The sequence below is a fragment of the Bradyrhizobium sp. th-b2 genome (genome assembly GCF_000426785.1).
Taxonomy (GTDB): Bacteria; Pseudomonadota; Alphaproteobacteria; order Rhizobiales; family Xanthobacteraceae; genus Bradyrhizobium; species Bradyrhizobium septentrionale.
The window spans coordinates 243329-256537 of record NZ_AUGA01000007.1; the positions used below are offsets into that span (position 1 = coordinate 243329).

Genomic DNA, 13209 nt, shown 5'->3' on the forward strand with positions numbered 1-13209 from the left:
CCCATTCTCCGGACGACTATCTGATTTTTCGGCTGGCGCGGCGGGCAATGTGCCGCTAAGCCGATAGCATGCATACGAAGACCGACAGCCTGCCCTCCTCGGCGGAGGCATTGCGATACCCTTGGGAGAACCATCCCGGCCACGATCAGGTCGTGGAGGTCGCCCCCGGCGTGCTGTGGGCGCGGCTGAAGCTGCCGTTCCGCCTCAACCATGTGAACGTCTATCTGCTCGCCGACGGCGACGGCTGGACCATGGTGGATGCCGGCTTCGGCAATGAGGAATCGATCTCGGCCTGGACCACGCTGTTCGAGGGACCGCTGAAGCACGTCAAGGTCACGCGGCTGATCGTGACCCATTCGCACCCCGATCATGTCGGTCTCGCCGGCTGGATCACCGAGCGCTTCGGCTGCCCACTGTTCATGTCGCAGGTGGAATATCTGCAGTCGGTCTATCACCAGAACCGCGGCACCGAGGAACGGCGCAACGCGCAGCGGCTGTTCTTCCGCCGCCACGGCATGGACGAGGACCTGACGGAGAAGCTGCTCGGCCGCGGCCAGGACTATCTGAAGCGCGTCTCGGTGCTGCCGCCGTCCTATCACCGCCTCACCCATGGCGACGAGGTCGTGATCGGCGCGCGGCGCTTCAAGGTGATCACCGGCGGCGGCCACGCGCTCGACCAGGTGATGCTGTATTGTGCGGCCGACAAATTATTCCTGTCCGCCGACCAGGTGCTGAGTAAGATCTCGCCCAATGTCAGTGTCTGGGCGGTCGAGCCCGAGCAGAATTCGCTCGGCGAATATCTGGCGTCGCTGGCGAGCCTGACCACCACTTTGCCCTACGACGTGATGGTGCTGCCCGGACACGGCGTGCCGTTCTACGGGCTGAAGACCCGGATCAAGCAGCTCGCCGATCACCATGAGGAGCGCTGCCGGCTGATCGCCGAGGCCTGCCGCGAGGTGCCGCAGACCTCCAAGGAGCTGGTGCCGGTGGTGTTCCACAAGCACGTGCTGGACGAGCACCAGATGGGCTTCGCTGCCGGCGAACTGGTTGCCCATGTCAACTACATGCTGGTCGAGGGCCGGCTGACGGCCGAGATGGCCGCCGACGGCATGCTGCGCTTCAGGACGACCTGAGCGCCCGGTTCCGGGGCGGCCATGCCGCCTCCCGGCGATTTGCCCGAAATCAAGGCGGATAGACCCCCGCTAGGGCAATTTGCCCAACTGCGGCGCATGCCCAGATGTGAGCCAATGCATGGACATTAGAGCTGGAAAAGCTCTAAGAAGAGGCAGCTTTTCCAGTCAGGTTCCGCTTTCTGGGTTCGCCGATGAATTACAGCCAGTTCTTCCAAACCGCCCTCAACCGCCTGCATGACGAGCGGCGCTACCGGGTGTTCGCCGACCTCGAGCGGATCGCGGGACGCTTCCCGCACGCGACCTGGCATTCGCCGAAAGGCAGCCGCAACGTCGTGATCTGGTGCTCCAACGACTATCTCGGCATGGGCCAGCACCCCAAGGTGGTCGGCGCCATGGTCGAGACCGCGACCCGGGTCGGCACCGGCGCCGGCGGTACCCGCAACATCGCGGGCACCCACCATCCGCTGGTGCAGCTTGAGGCCGAGCTCGCCGACCTCCACGGCAAGGAAGCTTCGCTGCTGTTCACCTCGGGCTATGTCTCGAACCAGACCGGCATCTCGACGCTCGCCAAGCTGATCCCGAACTGCCTGATCCTGTCGGACGCGCTGAACCACAATTCGATGATCGAAGGCGTGCGGCAGGCCGGCTGCGAGCGCCAGATCTTCCGCCACAACGACGTCGCCCATCTCGAAGAGCTGCTGATCGCCGCCGGCCCCGACCGGCCGAAGCTGATCGTCTGCGAGAGCCTTTATTCGATGGACGGCGACGTCGCGCCGCTCGCCAAGATCTGCGATCTCGCCGAGAAGTACGGCGCCATGACCTATGTCGACGAGGTGCATGCGGTCGGCATGTACGGCCCGCGCGGCGGCGGCATTGCCGAGCGTGATGGCGTGATGCACCGGATCGACGTGCTCGAAGGCACCCTCGCCAAGGCGTTCGGCTGCCTCGGCGGCTATATCGCCGGCCGCGCCGAGATCATCGACGCGGTGCGCTCCTACGCGCCGGGCTTCATCTTCACGACCGCGCTGCCGCCGGCGATCTGCTCGGCCGCGACGGCCGCGATCCGCCATCTGAAGACCTCGAACTGGGAGCGCGAGCGGCACCAGGACCGCGCCGCCCGCACCAAGGCGATCCTGACCGCCGCCGGCCTGCCTGTGATGTCGAGCGACACCCATATCGTGCCGCTGTTCGTCGGCGATCCCGAGAAGTGCAAGCGCGCCTCCGACCTGCTGCTCGAGGACCACGGCATCTACATCCAGCCGATCAACTATCCGACGGTCGCCAAGGGCACCGAGCGGCTGCGCATCACGCCCTCGCCCTACCATGACGACGGCCTGATCGACGCGCTGGCCGAGGCCCTGCTCCAGGTCTGGGACCGGCTCGGCCTGCCGCTGCGCCAGAAGTCGCTGGCCGCCGAGTAACCCTATCCTTCTCCGCCCCCGAATTTGGGCCGGTCGTGCGATGCGCGGCCGGCCCTTTGCGTTATAATCGGGGCAACCGGCCCGTTCTTGGCCGGGACAGGAGATAGGCAGCGATGCTGCACGACTGGGGCGTCATCGCCACGGCGTTCGCCTACATCGGATTGTTGTTCTTCATTGCCAGCCGCGGCGACCGGACGTCGCCGGGCGCGCGCGGCCGTGCCAGCCAGTGGATCTATCCGCTGTCGCTGGCGATCTACTGCACCTCCTGGACCTTCTTCGGCTCGGTCGGCTTCGCCACCCGCACCAGCATCGACTTCCTGGCGATCTATGTCGGCCCGATCGTGATGATCGGACTGTGCACGCCGCTGCTGCGCCGGGTGATCGCGCTCGCCAAGTCGCAGAACATCACCTCGATCGCCGACTTCATCGCCGCGCGCTACGGCAAGAGCCAGGCGGTCGCGGCCACCGTGGCGCTGATCGCGATCATCGGCTCGGTGCCCTACATCGCGCTGCAGCTGAAAGCGATGGCGTCGTCGCTGGAGATCATCCTGAGCGAGGACCAGGCGTTCTCGAAAATCCCGATCATCGGCGACATCGCGCTGATGGTGACCTTGGCGATGGCGGTGTTCGCGGTGCTGTTCGGCACCCGTCATACCGACGCCACCGAACACCAGCACGGCCTGATCCTGGCGATCGCCGCCGAATCCATCGTCAAGCTGGTCGCCTTCATCGCCGCCGGCGCCTTCGTCACCTTCTGGATGTTCTCTCCGGTCGAGCTCTATGAGCGCGCCCTGAAGACGCCGGAGGCGGTGCGCGCGATCGAATACGTGCCGTCGATCGGCAATTTCCTGATCATGACGCTGCTGTCGTTCTGCGCGGTCATGCTATTGCCGCGCCAGTTCCACGTCAGCGTGGTGGAGAATTCGACCAGCGCCGAGGTCAGCCGGGCGCGCTGGCTGTTCCCGCTCTACCTCGTCGCGATCAATTTGTTCGTGATTCCGATCGCGATCGCGGGCCTCGTCATCTTCCCGTTCGGCGCGGTCGATGCCGACATGTTCGTGCTGGCGCTGCCGATCGAGGGCAATTCGCAGCTGCTCAGCCTCGCCGTCTTCGTCGGCGGGCTGTCAGCGGCGACCGCGATGGTGATCGTCGAATGCGTCGCGCTCTCGATCATGGTCTCCAACGACATCGTGCTGCCGCTGGTGCTGCCGCGCAGCGACGACATCAGCACCGGCCAGAAGGATTTCGGCGATTTCCTGCTGAAGGCGCGCCGGTTCTCGATCTTCGCCATCATGGTGCTGGCGTATTTCTACTATCGCGCGCTCGGCAACACCCAGCTGGTCGCGATCGGCCTGCTGTCGTTTGCCGCGATCACCCAGCTGGCGCCGGCCTTCTTCGGCGGCCTGTTCTGGCGGCGCGCTACCGCGCGCGGCGCCATGGCGGGCATGCTGGTCGGCTTCGCGACATGGCTCTACACGCTGTTCATCCCGAGCTTCCTGGAGACCTCGACCACCGGCCTGATGCTGCTGCAGCATGGACCGTTCGGGATCGAGGCGCTGCGGCCGCAGGCCTTGTTCGGCGCCGACCTGCCGCCGCTGCTGCACGGCGTGCTGTGGAGCCTTGCGCTCAACATCCTGACCTATGTCCTGTTCTCATTGGCGCGCGCGCCGTCCGCGATCGAGCTGTTGCAGGCCGATGTGTTCGTGCCCAACGCGCTGGCGCCGATCGCGCCGAGCTTCCGGCGCTGGCGCACCACGGTCACGGTGCAGGACATCCAGAGCACGGTGACGCAATATCTCGGTCCCGACCGCACCCGCGAGGCCTTCGCCTCGTTCGCGGCCGACCGCAACATCATGGTGCAGACCTCGGCGCCGGCCGATTTCGAGCTGCTGCAGCATGCCGAGCGGTTGATCGCCTCCTCGATCGGGGCCGCGTCCTCGCGCCTCGTGATGTCGCTGCTGTTGCAGCGGCGCACCGTGTCGGCCAAGGCCGCGCTGAAGCTGCTCGACGATTCCCACGCCGCGCTGCACTTCAACCGCGAGATCCTGCAGACCGCGCTCAATCATGTGCGCCAGGGCATCGCGGTGTTCGACGCCGATTTGCAGCTGATCTGTTCCAACCGCCAGTTCTCCGAATTGCTCGGGCTGCCGCAGCATCTGGTGCAGCTCGGTATCCCGCTGCCCGAGATCCTCGAATTCATGGGGGCGATCAGTCCGCCGCCGGCGGGCGACAGCGACAGCCTGTTGCAGCTGCGGCTGCGCGCCTACACCACCGAGGGCGAGCCCTATCTGGAACGCTTCACCGACCGCCATCTGGTGATCGAGGTGCGCGCCAACCGGATGCCGGGCGGCGGGCTCGTCATCACCTTCTCCGACGTCACGCCGAGCTTCGAGGCCGCCGAGGCGCTGGAGCGCGCCAATGCGACGCTGGAAAAGCGCGTGCGCGACCGCACCGAGGAACTGACGCGGCTGAACTCGGAGCTCGCGCTCGCCAAGGGCGTCGCTGAAGACGCCAACGCCTCCAAGACGCGCTTCCTGGCGGCTGCCAGCCACGACATCCTGCAGCCGCTCAATGCGGCGCGGCTCTACGTCACGAGCCTGGTCGAGCGCCAGAACGGCGGCGAGGATTCACGCCTGGTCGAGAACATCGACGACTCGCTGGAAGCGATCGAGGATATCCTGGGCGCGCTGCTCGACATCTCCAGGCTCGACGCCGGCGCCATGACGCCGGCGATCACGAGCTTCCGGATGGCGGACCTGATGCGCTCGCTGGAGATCGAGTTCATGCCGATCGCCCGCGACAAGGGCCTCGATCTGCGCTTCGTGGCCTGCTCGCTGCCGGTCGAATCCGACCGCTCGCTGCTGCGCCGGCTGCTGCAGAACTTCATCTCCAACGCCATCAAATATACCCCGCGTGGCCGCGTGCTGATCGGCTGCCGCCGCCGCGGCGACAAGCTGCAGATCAGCATCTTCGACACCGGCGTCGGTATCCCCGTGCAGAAGCGCGGCGAGATCTTCAAGGAATTCCACCGCCTCGAGCAGGGCGCCCGGATCGCCCGCGGCCTCGGTCTCGGCCTGTCGATCGTCGAGCGGCTGGCGCGCGTGCTCAATCACCGCATCGCGATCTCGGCCAATCTGAGCGGCGGCTCGGCATTCTCGGTCACGGTGCCGGTCGCGACCGCGGTCAATCACACCGCCGCCGTCACCAGCGCCACGCCGCTGTCGAAGACGCCGATGAGCGGTTCACTGATCGTCTGCATCGAGAACGATCCCGCCATTCTCGACGGCATGAAGACGCTGCTGACGGCGTGGGACGCCGAGGTGATCGCGGTGCTCGATGCCGACGGCGCGATCAGTGCGATCGAGGGCGCCGGCGGCCGCGTCACCGGCGTGCTGGTCGACTACCATCTCGACCGCGGCAACGGCGTCGCCGCGATCCGCGATATCCGCCGCCGCTTCGGCGACGGCATCCCGGCGATCCTGATCACCGCCGACCGCAGCCCGGCCGTGCGCGCCGCCGCGCGCGAGGAAAACATCGCGGTGCTGAACAAGCCGGTCAAACCGGCCTCGCTCCGCGCTCTGCTCGGACAGTGGCGGACGCAGCAGATGGTGGCGGCGGAGTAGCAGCAAAGTGCGCAAACCGCGCATTCCACACCTGCCCCGTCATCCTGAGGTGCGAGCGAAGCGAGCCTCGAAGGATGCACGGCCCGGCTGGTGGCCGTCGACCCTTCGAGACGCGCGCAAGAGCGCGCTCCTCAGCGACAACGGCGAAGCCGTTGCGGGGGGTGACGGAACGAAAGGCCGGGCGATGTCCGTCAGCTCGACGGCGTGCCCTGGCGCCATTGGCCGCCGGCGATCTTGGCGGCGGCGATCACGGCTTGGGTGCGGCTTTCGACGCCGAGCTTCTGCAGGATGGCCGAGACATGGGCCTTGATGGTGGCCTCTGAGACGCCGAGCTCGTAGGCGATCTGCTTGTTGAGCAGCCCCTCGGACAGCATCATGAGCACCCGCACCTGCTGCGGGGTCAGTGTCACCAGGCGGTCGCGCAGCCGGGTCATGTCGGGATCGCCGCCAGCCGACAGATCGGTGTCCGGCGGAACCCAGACGTCGCCTTCCATCACCTTCATGATGGCATCGCGCAGCGTCTCGACGCCGAAGCGCTTCGGGATGAAACCGGAGGCGCCAAAGTCGAGCGAGCGGCGGATGGTTCCGGCATCGTCGCTGGCAGAGACGATGACGACCGGGATCGCCGGATATTGCGCCCGCAGATAGATCAGGCCGGAGAAGCCGCTGATCCCCGGCATGCTCAGGTCGAGCAGGATCAGGTCGACCTCGGAGTCCCGTTCCAGGAGCGCGGTCAGATCCTCGAACGATCCGGCCTCGCTGATCGTGGCCGAACTCACGACGCTCGACACCGCCTGGCGCAACGCATCGCGGAACAACGGATGGTCGTCGGCGATGACAAGGTGAGTATTGGCAGCAGCAGTCATCTCAGTCCCACAAGCGGGCCTTGACAAACCCGCACCGTTCGGTTGTCGCCCGCGCGGCAGTATCACGCAAGGGCTCGATAATACCAGATGCCAACGCAGTTAACCCGCCCAGCTTGTGCGCCGCAATAGACGCACGCCGGGAGCGTTCCATATCGCTCGTCCCTCAAAAGATAAGTTCGATCCTGAAAAGGCCAAAAGTCTTATTGGGGCACATTTCACTGCAATGTTACCCTTTAACTCAAGCTTGGGGCTTATTCGGGCCCAACCCGGCAGACGGGAACGAGCATGGCAGCAATAATTCGGGGGGAGCGATCCAGATGTCCACAATGACTGCAACTTCGGCGCGGCCCGCCGGCATGACCAAGGATGAGCGTTTCGTCATCCTCGCGTCGTCGCTCGGCACCGTCTTCGAGTGGTACGATTTCTATCTGTACGGTTCACTGGCCGGCATCATCGGCGCGCAGTTCTTCTCCGACTATCCGCCGGCGACCCGCGATATCTTCGCGCTGCTGGCCTTTGCCGCCGGCTTCCTGGTCCGCCCGTTCGGCGCGATCGTGTTCGGCCGGGTCGGCGACATCGTCGGCCGCAAATACACCTTCCTCGTCACCATCCTGATCATGGGTCTGTCGACCTTCATCGTCGGCCTGTTGCCCAACGCCAAGACCATCGGCATCGCGGCGCCGATCATCCTGATCTCGCTGCGCCTGTTGCAGGGCCTTGCGCTCGGCGGTGAATATGGCGGTGCGGCGACCTATGTCGCCGAGCATGCGCCGCAGGGCAAGCGTGGCTACTACACCTCGTTCATCCAGACCACGGCAACACTCGGACTGTTCCTGTCGCTGCTGGTGATTCTGTTCACCCGATCCATCATCGGCGAAAAGGACTTCGCGGAATGGGGCTGGCGCATTCCGTTCCTGGTGTCGGTGCTGCTGCTCGGCATCTCGGTCTGGATCCGGCTGCGGTTGAATGAATCGCCGGTGTTCCAGCGCATGAAGGACGAGGGCAAGGCCTCCAAGGCGCCGTTGACCGAAGCCTTCGCGACCTGGAGCAACGCCAAGATCGTGATCCTCGCGCTGTTCGGCCTGACGATGGGCCAGGCGGTGATCTGGTACACGGGCCAGTTCTACGCGCTGTTCTTCCTGCAATCGATCCTGAAGGTCGACGGCTACACCGCCAACCTCCTGATCGCCTGGTCGCTGTTGCTCGGCACCGGCTTTTTCCTGGTGTTCGGCGCGCTGTCGGACAAGATCGGCCGCAAGCCGATCATCCTGGCGGGCTGCCTGATCGGCGCACTCACACTGTTCCCGATCTTCCGCATGATCACGACCAACGCCAACCCGGCGCTGGAAAAGGCCTATGAGACGGTCAAGGTGCAGGTGGTGGCGGATCCCGCGGGCTGCGGCGATCTGTTCAACCCGGTCGGCACCCGCGTCTTCACGGCGCCTTGCGATACCGCCCGCGCCTTCCTGGCCCAGTCGTCGGTGAAGTACTCCACCGTGCCAGGCCCGGCCGGCTCGCCGGTAAAGATCACAGTCAACGACAAGGAAGTGCCCTACACGGACGCCAAGACGTCGAACCCCGCGATAACAGCGGCGGTGCAGGCGGCGGGCTATCCGAAGCCGGGTGACGCCGGCATCGTGAAGATGTCGAACCCGTTCGACGTCTTCCGTCCGCAGGTAGCCGCAGTCATCGGTCTGCTGTTCATCCTGGTGCTCTACGTCACCATGGTTTACGGACCGATCGCAGCGATGCTGGTCGAACTGTTCCCGACCAAGATCCGCTACACCTCGATGTCGCTGCCCTATCACATCGGCAACGGCTGGTTCGGCGGCCTGCTGCCGGCGACCGCGTTTGCGATCACCGCCTCGACCGGCGATATCTATTCCGGACTGTGGTACCCGGTGATCTTCGCGGCAATCACCGTCGTGGTTGGCGCATTGTTCATTCCGGAGACCAAGGACGTCGACATCAGCAAGACCTGATCGGTCGACATCTCGATCAAACAGCATCGGCCGCGGAGCGATCCGCGGCCGATGTCATTTGAGAAGCCAGATCGAATTGAAAGCCGGTCGAACGCGTCAGTGCGTGGCCCCGATGAATTGCAGCACGATCTCGCGCCGATGCGGACGGGCGCGATGCTCGATCAGATAGATGCCCTGCCAGGTGCCGAGCGCCATTTCATCATCGAGGACCGGAATCTGCAGCGAGGTCGCCGTCAGCATGGTCTTGATATGCGCCGGCATGTCGTCGGGACCTTCGGTATCGTGGCGCCAGCCGCCGTCTTCGGGTGCGGCGCGATCGAGCGCCGTCATCAGGTCGACCAGCACCGTCGGATCGGCATTTTCCTGGATCGTCAGCGAGGCCGAGGTGTGACGGATGAACAGCGTTACCACGCCCTCGCCGGCACGCACTTCGCGCAGGAATTTTACGACCTCGCGCGTGATGTCGGTAAAGCCTGCGCCAGAGGTTTCCACCGTCAACCGCGACGAGACGATGCTGGTCGCAGCGACCGATGATGGCGTCGAGCGCGACATGGTTCTCGCTGAATTCATCTGCGCTCCTTCAACACGTCACGGCGGAGGCTGCGACGACGCTTTTGAGCAGCGCCGCGTCACCTCAAATCTTGCCGCCATTGACGTCGCGCTGCACGCGGTTGGCCATCTCGATCAGCCGCCGCCAGGCCCGCTCCACGAACGACATCACGCGATCCATGTCGCGGTCGCTCGGCAGCGGAATCTCGATCTTGCGCTCGCCCTCGGCGACCTTCGGCTCGGCCTTCTTCAACGAATCCGACTTCGGCAGCGCCTCGTCGGTCTTGGCCGGCGGTGTGCGCGCCACAAGTTCGCCCTTCAAATTGTCATTGTCGGCCTGCAAGCGCCCGATCTCGGCATCCAGCGCCGCGCGCTCGTCGGGCACCATGTAACAGGCCCAGCCGGCGCTGGAATTGGTGCAGGTCGACACCGCGCCGGTGCGGGTGTCGAGCCGCAGGAAGCCGTCGCCTGCCGGAGACAATGCGTAGCGGCCGTTCTCGGTGTCGGGCGCGGTTTGCGCCGTCGCCGCGCCGCTCGTGATCAAAACGGCCGCAACAATTGCGATGGACGATTTTGAGAGCGACGACGCGATGGGCATGGCTTGCTCCGCCTCAACCTGATTCCTGCCCCTAGCCCACAGAGCTATAGGGCTTGCGGCCTGACTTCAACGCGTCCTCGAGCAATTCGATCCGGTCCTGGCCCCAGAAGACTTCGCCATCGAGCACATAGCCGGGCGAGCCGAACACGCCGGCGTTGAGCGCATCCTGGCGATTCTGCTCATAGGCCGCGCTGATCGCATCAGAGGGTGAGCGCTCGACAAGCTGCCGGCCGGGCAAGCCCGCATCGTCGGCGAGCTTCACCAGCGTGGCGGGATCGGCAAGGTTGAGCTCAAGCTCCCAGACCGCGGGATAGGCCCGTTGCAAAAACGGCTCGGGGTCGAGACCCACCTCGAGCGCCGCGATCACGACGCCATCAGCCAGACGACCGTTGAACGGCCAGTTGGCTGGCTGCAGATGGAAATTCAGCCCGCGCTTGTCGCGCCAGCGCTGCAACTCGATCATCCGGTAGCGCTGCCGCACCGGATGGCGCTGCGCGAGCGGCAGCCCGCCGGTCTCCGAGAACAGATCGACCAGCAGCACGGGTCGGTAATTTACCTTGAGATCGTAAATGCTTACGAGCCGAACGAAGGGCTTGTGGCCGATATAGGCCCAAGGTGATTGCAGCGAGAAGTAGTAATCGATTGGGCGCGGCATGCGGAACCTTGACTGCACGAGAGCGGGAGACTTTGGGTGATCCCAGCAGAGCAGGATAAGCCGCGCAATATCGCTCAATGCCACGCAAGCTGTTGCACTGCGATCACTGTGTCACTCTGACCTTGAATATCTCCAAATAAATCCAGCAGAATCAAAGCAATAACTGGTTACGACGCAATCTTGACTTGATTAGACGCGGTAAGTATGGTCCGCGCGGCTTTTGACGGGGACGGGCGCAATTTCCATCATCCGCGGCATCGGTTAGTGTTTGCAGCATGGCTGAAAGCACCAACGACGGCGCAGATGGAAGTCGCGATCATTCGTCTCCCGACGAAGCTGCGCTTTCCGCAAGGCTCGGAAGTCTCGATCATCGGTTGTCAGAAATTCGCGACAGCCGCAGGAGCAAGACTGATCAATCCGGTACTGAAGGCGGGGACCGTGCGGCCAGAGCTTCGGCGATGGCGCTCGGTTTTCGTCTTTCCTCGGAGCTGGTCGCGGGCGTTGCCGTCGGAGCGGCGCTTGGCTGGGGGGTCGACCGTTTGCTGTCGACGTCGCCATTCGGATTCATCGTGTTAACGCTGCTCGGCTTCGTCGCCGGCGTGGTCAACGTGGTGAGGTCCGCGGGCGTGGCCTCGGGCAAGCGGTGAGCGCTGGCGGGAAGTCACGACATCTGAAATTCGATTACCGGCACGATGGCCGGTGGACCAAGAGCCGCGCGGATGAAAATCGACCCGATCCACCAGTTCAATATCGAGCCCCTCTTCACGCTCGGCCACATCGGCAATCACACGATCGCCTTCACCAATTCGACGCTCTTCATGCTCATCGCGGTGCTGCTGATAGCGCTGCTGATGCTGGCGAGCGGCCGGGAGTTGGTTCCGGGTCGTCTGCAGTCGGTCGCCGAAATCTCCTACGAGTTCGTCGCCACCACAATTCGCAGCACGGCCGGCGCGGAAGGCATGAAGTTCTTCCCGCTGATCTTCTCGCTCTTCATGTTCCTCTGCGTCTCGAACCTGGTGGGCGTGATTCCCTACACCTTCACGATTGCGAGCCATCTGATCGTGACCGCGGCGCTTGCGCTGCTGGTTTTCTTCACCGTCCTGATCTACGGCGTCTACAAGAACGGCCTGAAATTCTTCAGTATCTTCGTCCCCCACGGCGTTCCGGTCTACATCCTGCCGCTGGTCATGTTCATCGAGATCCTGTCGTTCTTCCTGCGGCCGGTCTCGCACAGCGTTCGTCTGTTCGCCAACATGCTGGCCGGCCACATCGCGCTGAAGGTGTTCGCGGGCTTCGTCGCAATGCTCGGCTTCTCGCTCGGCGCGCTCGGCTGGTTCGGCGGCGTGCTGCCGCTCGCGCTCACGGTGGCGCTGTACGCCCTTGAACTGCTGGTCGCGTTCTTGCAGGCCTACGTGTTCGCGATCCTGACCTGCATCTACCTCAACGACGCCATTCATCCGGGACACTAAGCGGTCCGGGGAATCTCCACCCACCAATCTGTCTATCTTTCTCAAGGAGCTACAAATGGAACCGGCAGCAGCAAAACTTATCGGCGCGGGCATCGCGTGCATCGGCATGGGCGGTGCGGGCGTCGGCGTGGGCATCATCTTCGGCAACTACCTCGCCGCTGCGGTGCGCAACCCCTCGGCCGCTCAGGGCCAGTTCGGCAACCTGATCTTCGGCTTCGCGGTGACCGAAGCGCTCGGCATCTTCTCGCTGCTGATCGCGCTGCTTCTGCTGTTCGTTCCGCTCTGAGCGGCACCCCGTCGCGCCGCCCCTTCGGGCGGCGCGCATGACAGCAACAGGAGAACACCATGGCTGAGAGTCATGGCGAGGCAAAAGGCCAGAAAGCCGGCGCCCACACCGAGACCGATGGCGGACATCACGGCGGAGCCTTTCCGCCGTTCGATTCGTCCAATTTCGCCTCGCAGCTGGTGTCGCTGGCGATTGCATTTGTCGCGCTCTACCTGATCGTGTCGCGTATCGCACTGCCGCGTGTCGGCGGGACGATCGATGCACGTCAGAACAAGATCGAGGGCGATCTGGCCGAGGCGCAGAAGCTGAAGGACCAGTCCGACGCGGCGCTGAAGGCCTATGAAACCGAGCTGGCGAACGCCCGTGCCAACGCGCAGGCGATCGGCAACGAGACCCGCGAGAAGCTGAACGCGGCCTCGGAAGTCGAGCGCAAGGCGCTGGAAGAGAAGCTGGCGGCCAAGCTCGCCGACGCCGAGAAGCAGATCGCAACGACCCGGACCAACGCCATGAGCAACGTCCGCGGCATCGCGGCGGATGCAGCCGGCGCCATCGTCCAGCAACTCGCCGGCGTCACGCCGGACGCGAATGCGGTCAACAGCGCCGTCGACGCGTCGCTGAAGGGATAGG

Annotated in this window: 12 protein-coding genes; 8 read left to right on the forward strand and 4 right to left on the reverse strand. The window is 64.5% G+C overall.

What is annotated here, in order from left to right:
* The first annotated feature begins 68 nt into the window (after positions 1–68).
* From K359_RS0113665 to K359_RS0113675, 3 genes are all read left to right on the forward strand, one after another.
* Entirely contained in the window at positions 69–1133 is a 1065-nt protein-coding gene (locus tag K359_RS0113665) for an MBL fold metallo-hydrolase (protein WP_029079857.1), read from the forward strand.
* Positions 1134–1324: 191 nt separating this feature from the next.
* Positions 1325–2554 carry a 5-aminolevulinate synthase gene (gene hemA, locus K359_RS0113670; RefSeq protein WP_029079858.1) on the forward strand — a complete coding sequence of 410 codons (1230 nt, stop codon included), beginning with the start codon at positions 1325–1327 and terminating at the stop codon, positions 2552–2554.
* A 113-nt stretch (positions 2555–2667) separates the two neighbouring features.
* The gene (locus K359_RS0113675; protein ID WP_029079859.1) at positions 2668–6177 is read left to right on the forward strand and encodes a PAS domain-containing hybrid sensor histidine kinase/response regulator; all 3510 of its coding nucleotides are present in this window, start codon (positions 2668–2670) and stop codon (positions 6175–6177) included.
* Between the two features lie 191 nt (positions 6178–6368).
* Here the strand turns inward: K359_RS0113675 and K359_RS0113680 are convergent, their stop codons facing one another.
* On the reverse strand, positions 6369–7043 hold the full coding sequence (locus tag K359_RS0113680) for a response regulator transcription factor (RefSeq protein ID WP_029079860.1): 675 nt from the start codon (positions 7041–7043) through the stop codon (positions 6369–6371).
* Between the two features lie 317 nt (positions 7044–7360).
* Between K359_RS0113680 and K359_RS0113685 the strand changes: the two genes are divergently transcribed.
* Entirely contained in the window at positions 7361–9025 is a 1665-nt protein-coding gene (locus tag K359_RS0113685) for an MFS transporter (RefSeq protein WP_035976527.1), read from the forward strand.
* Positions 9026–9121: 96 nt separating this feature from the next.
* On the opposite strand, the gene K359_RS0113690 is transcribed toward K359_RS0113685, so the two are convergent.
* From K359_RS0113690 to K359_RS0113700, 3 genes are all read right to left on the reverse strand, one after another.
* A complete protein-coding gene (locus K359_RS0113690; RefSeq protein ID WP_029079862.1) occupies positions 9122–9595 on the reverse strand; it encodes a secondary thiamine-phosphate synthase enzyme YjbQ in 474 nt (157 codons plus the stop codon).
* Between the two features lie 64 nt (positions 9596–9659).
* Positions 9660–10172 carry a hypothetical protein gene (locus K359_RS0113695; RefSeq protein ID WP_029079863.1) on the reverse strand — a complete coding sequence of 171 codons (513 nt, stop codon included), beginning with the start codon at positions 10170–10172 and terminating at the stop codon, positions 9660–9662.
* A gap of 31 nt (positions 10173–10203) precedes the next feature.
* On the reverse strand, positions 10204–10827 hold the full coding sequence (locus K359_RS0113700) for a 2-hydroxychromene-2-carboxylate isomerase (RefSeq protein ID WP_029079864.1): 624 nt from the start codon (positions 10825–10827) through the stop codon (positions 10204–10206).
* Positions 10828–11102: 275 nt separating this feature from the next.
* Between K359_RS0113700 and K359_RS0113705 the strand changes: the two genes are divergently transcribed.
* From K359_RS0113705 to K359_RS0113720, 4 genes are all read left to right on the forward strand, one after another.
* The gene (locus tag K359_RS0113705) at positions 11103–11474 is read left to right on the forward strand and encodes an AtpZ/AtpI family protein (protein WP_029079865.1); all 372 of its coding nucleotides are present in this window, start codon (positions 11103–11105) and stop codon (positions 11472–11474) included.
* Between the two features lie 72 nt (positions 11475–11546).
* Positions 11547–12296, forward strand: coding sequence for a F0F1 ATP synthase subunit A (locus K359_RS0113710; protein ID WP_029079866.1), 750 nt, complete (start codon positions 11547–11549; stop codon positions 12294–12296).
* Positions 12297–12351: 55 nt separating this feature from the next.
* The gene (locus tag K359_RS0113715) at positions 12352–12582 is read left to right on the forward strand and encodes a F0F1 ATP synthase subunit C (protein ID WP_016847054.1); all 231 of its coding nucleotides are present in this window, start codon (positions 12352–12354) and stop codon (positions 12580–12582) included.
* Between the two features lie 59 nt (positions 12583–12641).
* Positions 12642–13208 carry a F0F1 ATP synthase subunit B gene (locus K359_RS0113720; RefSeq protein ID WP_029079867.1) on the forward strand — a complete coding sequence of 189 codons (567 nt, stop codon included), beginning with the start codon at positions 12642–12644 and terminating at the stop codon, positions 13206–13208.
* Position 13209 lies beyond the last annotated feature (1 nt).

Excerpts from the sequence above, each read along its gene's own strand:
- K359_RS0113665 (WP_029079857.1), top strand. The coding sequence starts at position 69 with ATGCATACGAAGACCGACAGCCTGCCCTCCTCGGCGGAGGCATTGCGA.
- hemA (WP_029079858.1), top strand. The coding sequence starts at position 1,325 with ATGAATTACAGCCAGTTCTTCCAAACCGCCCTCAACCGCCTGCATGAC.
- K359_RS0113675 (WP_029079859.1), top strand. The coding sequence starts at position 2,668 with ATGCTGCACGACTGGGGCGTCATCGCCACGGCGTTCGCCTACATCGGA.
- K359_RS0113680 (WP_029079860.1), bottom strand. The coding sequence starts at position 7,043 with ATGACTGCTGCTGCCAATACTCACCTTGTCATCGCCGACGACCATCCG.
- K359_RS0113685 (WP_035976527.1), top strand. The coding sequence starts at position 7,361 with ATGTCCACAATGACTGCAACTTCGGCGCGGCCCGCCGGCATGACCAAG.
- K359_RS0113690 (WP_029079862.1), bottom strand. The coding sequence starts at position 9,595 with ATGAATTCAGCGAGAACCATGTCGCGCTCGACGCCATCATCGGTCGCT.
- K359_RS0113695 (WP_029079863.1), bottom strand. The coding sequence starts at position 10,172 with ATGCCCATCGCGTCGTCGCTCTCAAAATCGTCCATCGCAATTGTTGCG.
- K359_RS0113700 (WP_029079864.1), bottom strand. The coding sequence starts at position 10,827 with ATGCCGCGCCCAATCGATTACTACTTCTCGCTGCAATCACCTTGGGCC.
- K359_RS0113705 (WP_029079865.1), top strand. The coding sequence starts at position 11,103 with ATGGCTGAAAGCACCAACGACGGCGCAGATGGAAGTCGCGATCATTCG.
- K359_RS0113710 (WP_029079866.1), top strand. The coding sequence starts at position 11,547 with ATGAAAATCGACCCGATCCACCAGTTCAATATCGAGCCCCTCTTCACG.
- K359_RS0113715 (WP_016847054.1), top strand. The coding sequence starts at position 12,352 with ATGGAACCGGCAGCAGCAAAACTTATCGGCGCGGGCATCGCGTGCATC.
- K359_RS0113720 (WP_029079867.1), top strand. The coding sequence starts at position 12,642 with ATGGCTGAGAGTCATGGCGAGGCAAAAGGCCAGAAAGCCGGCGCCCAC.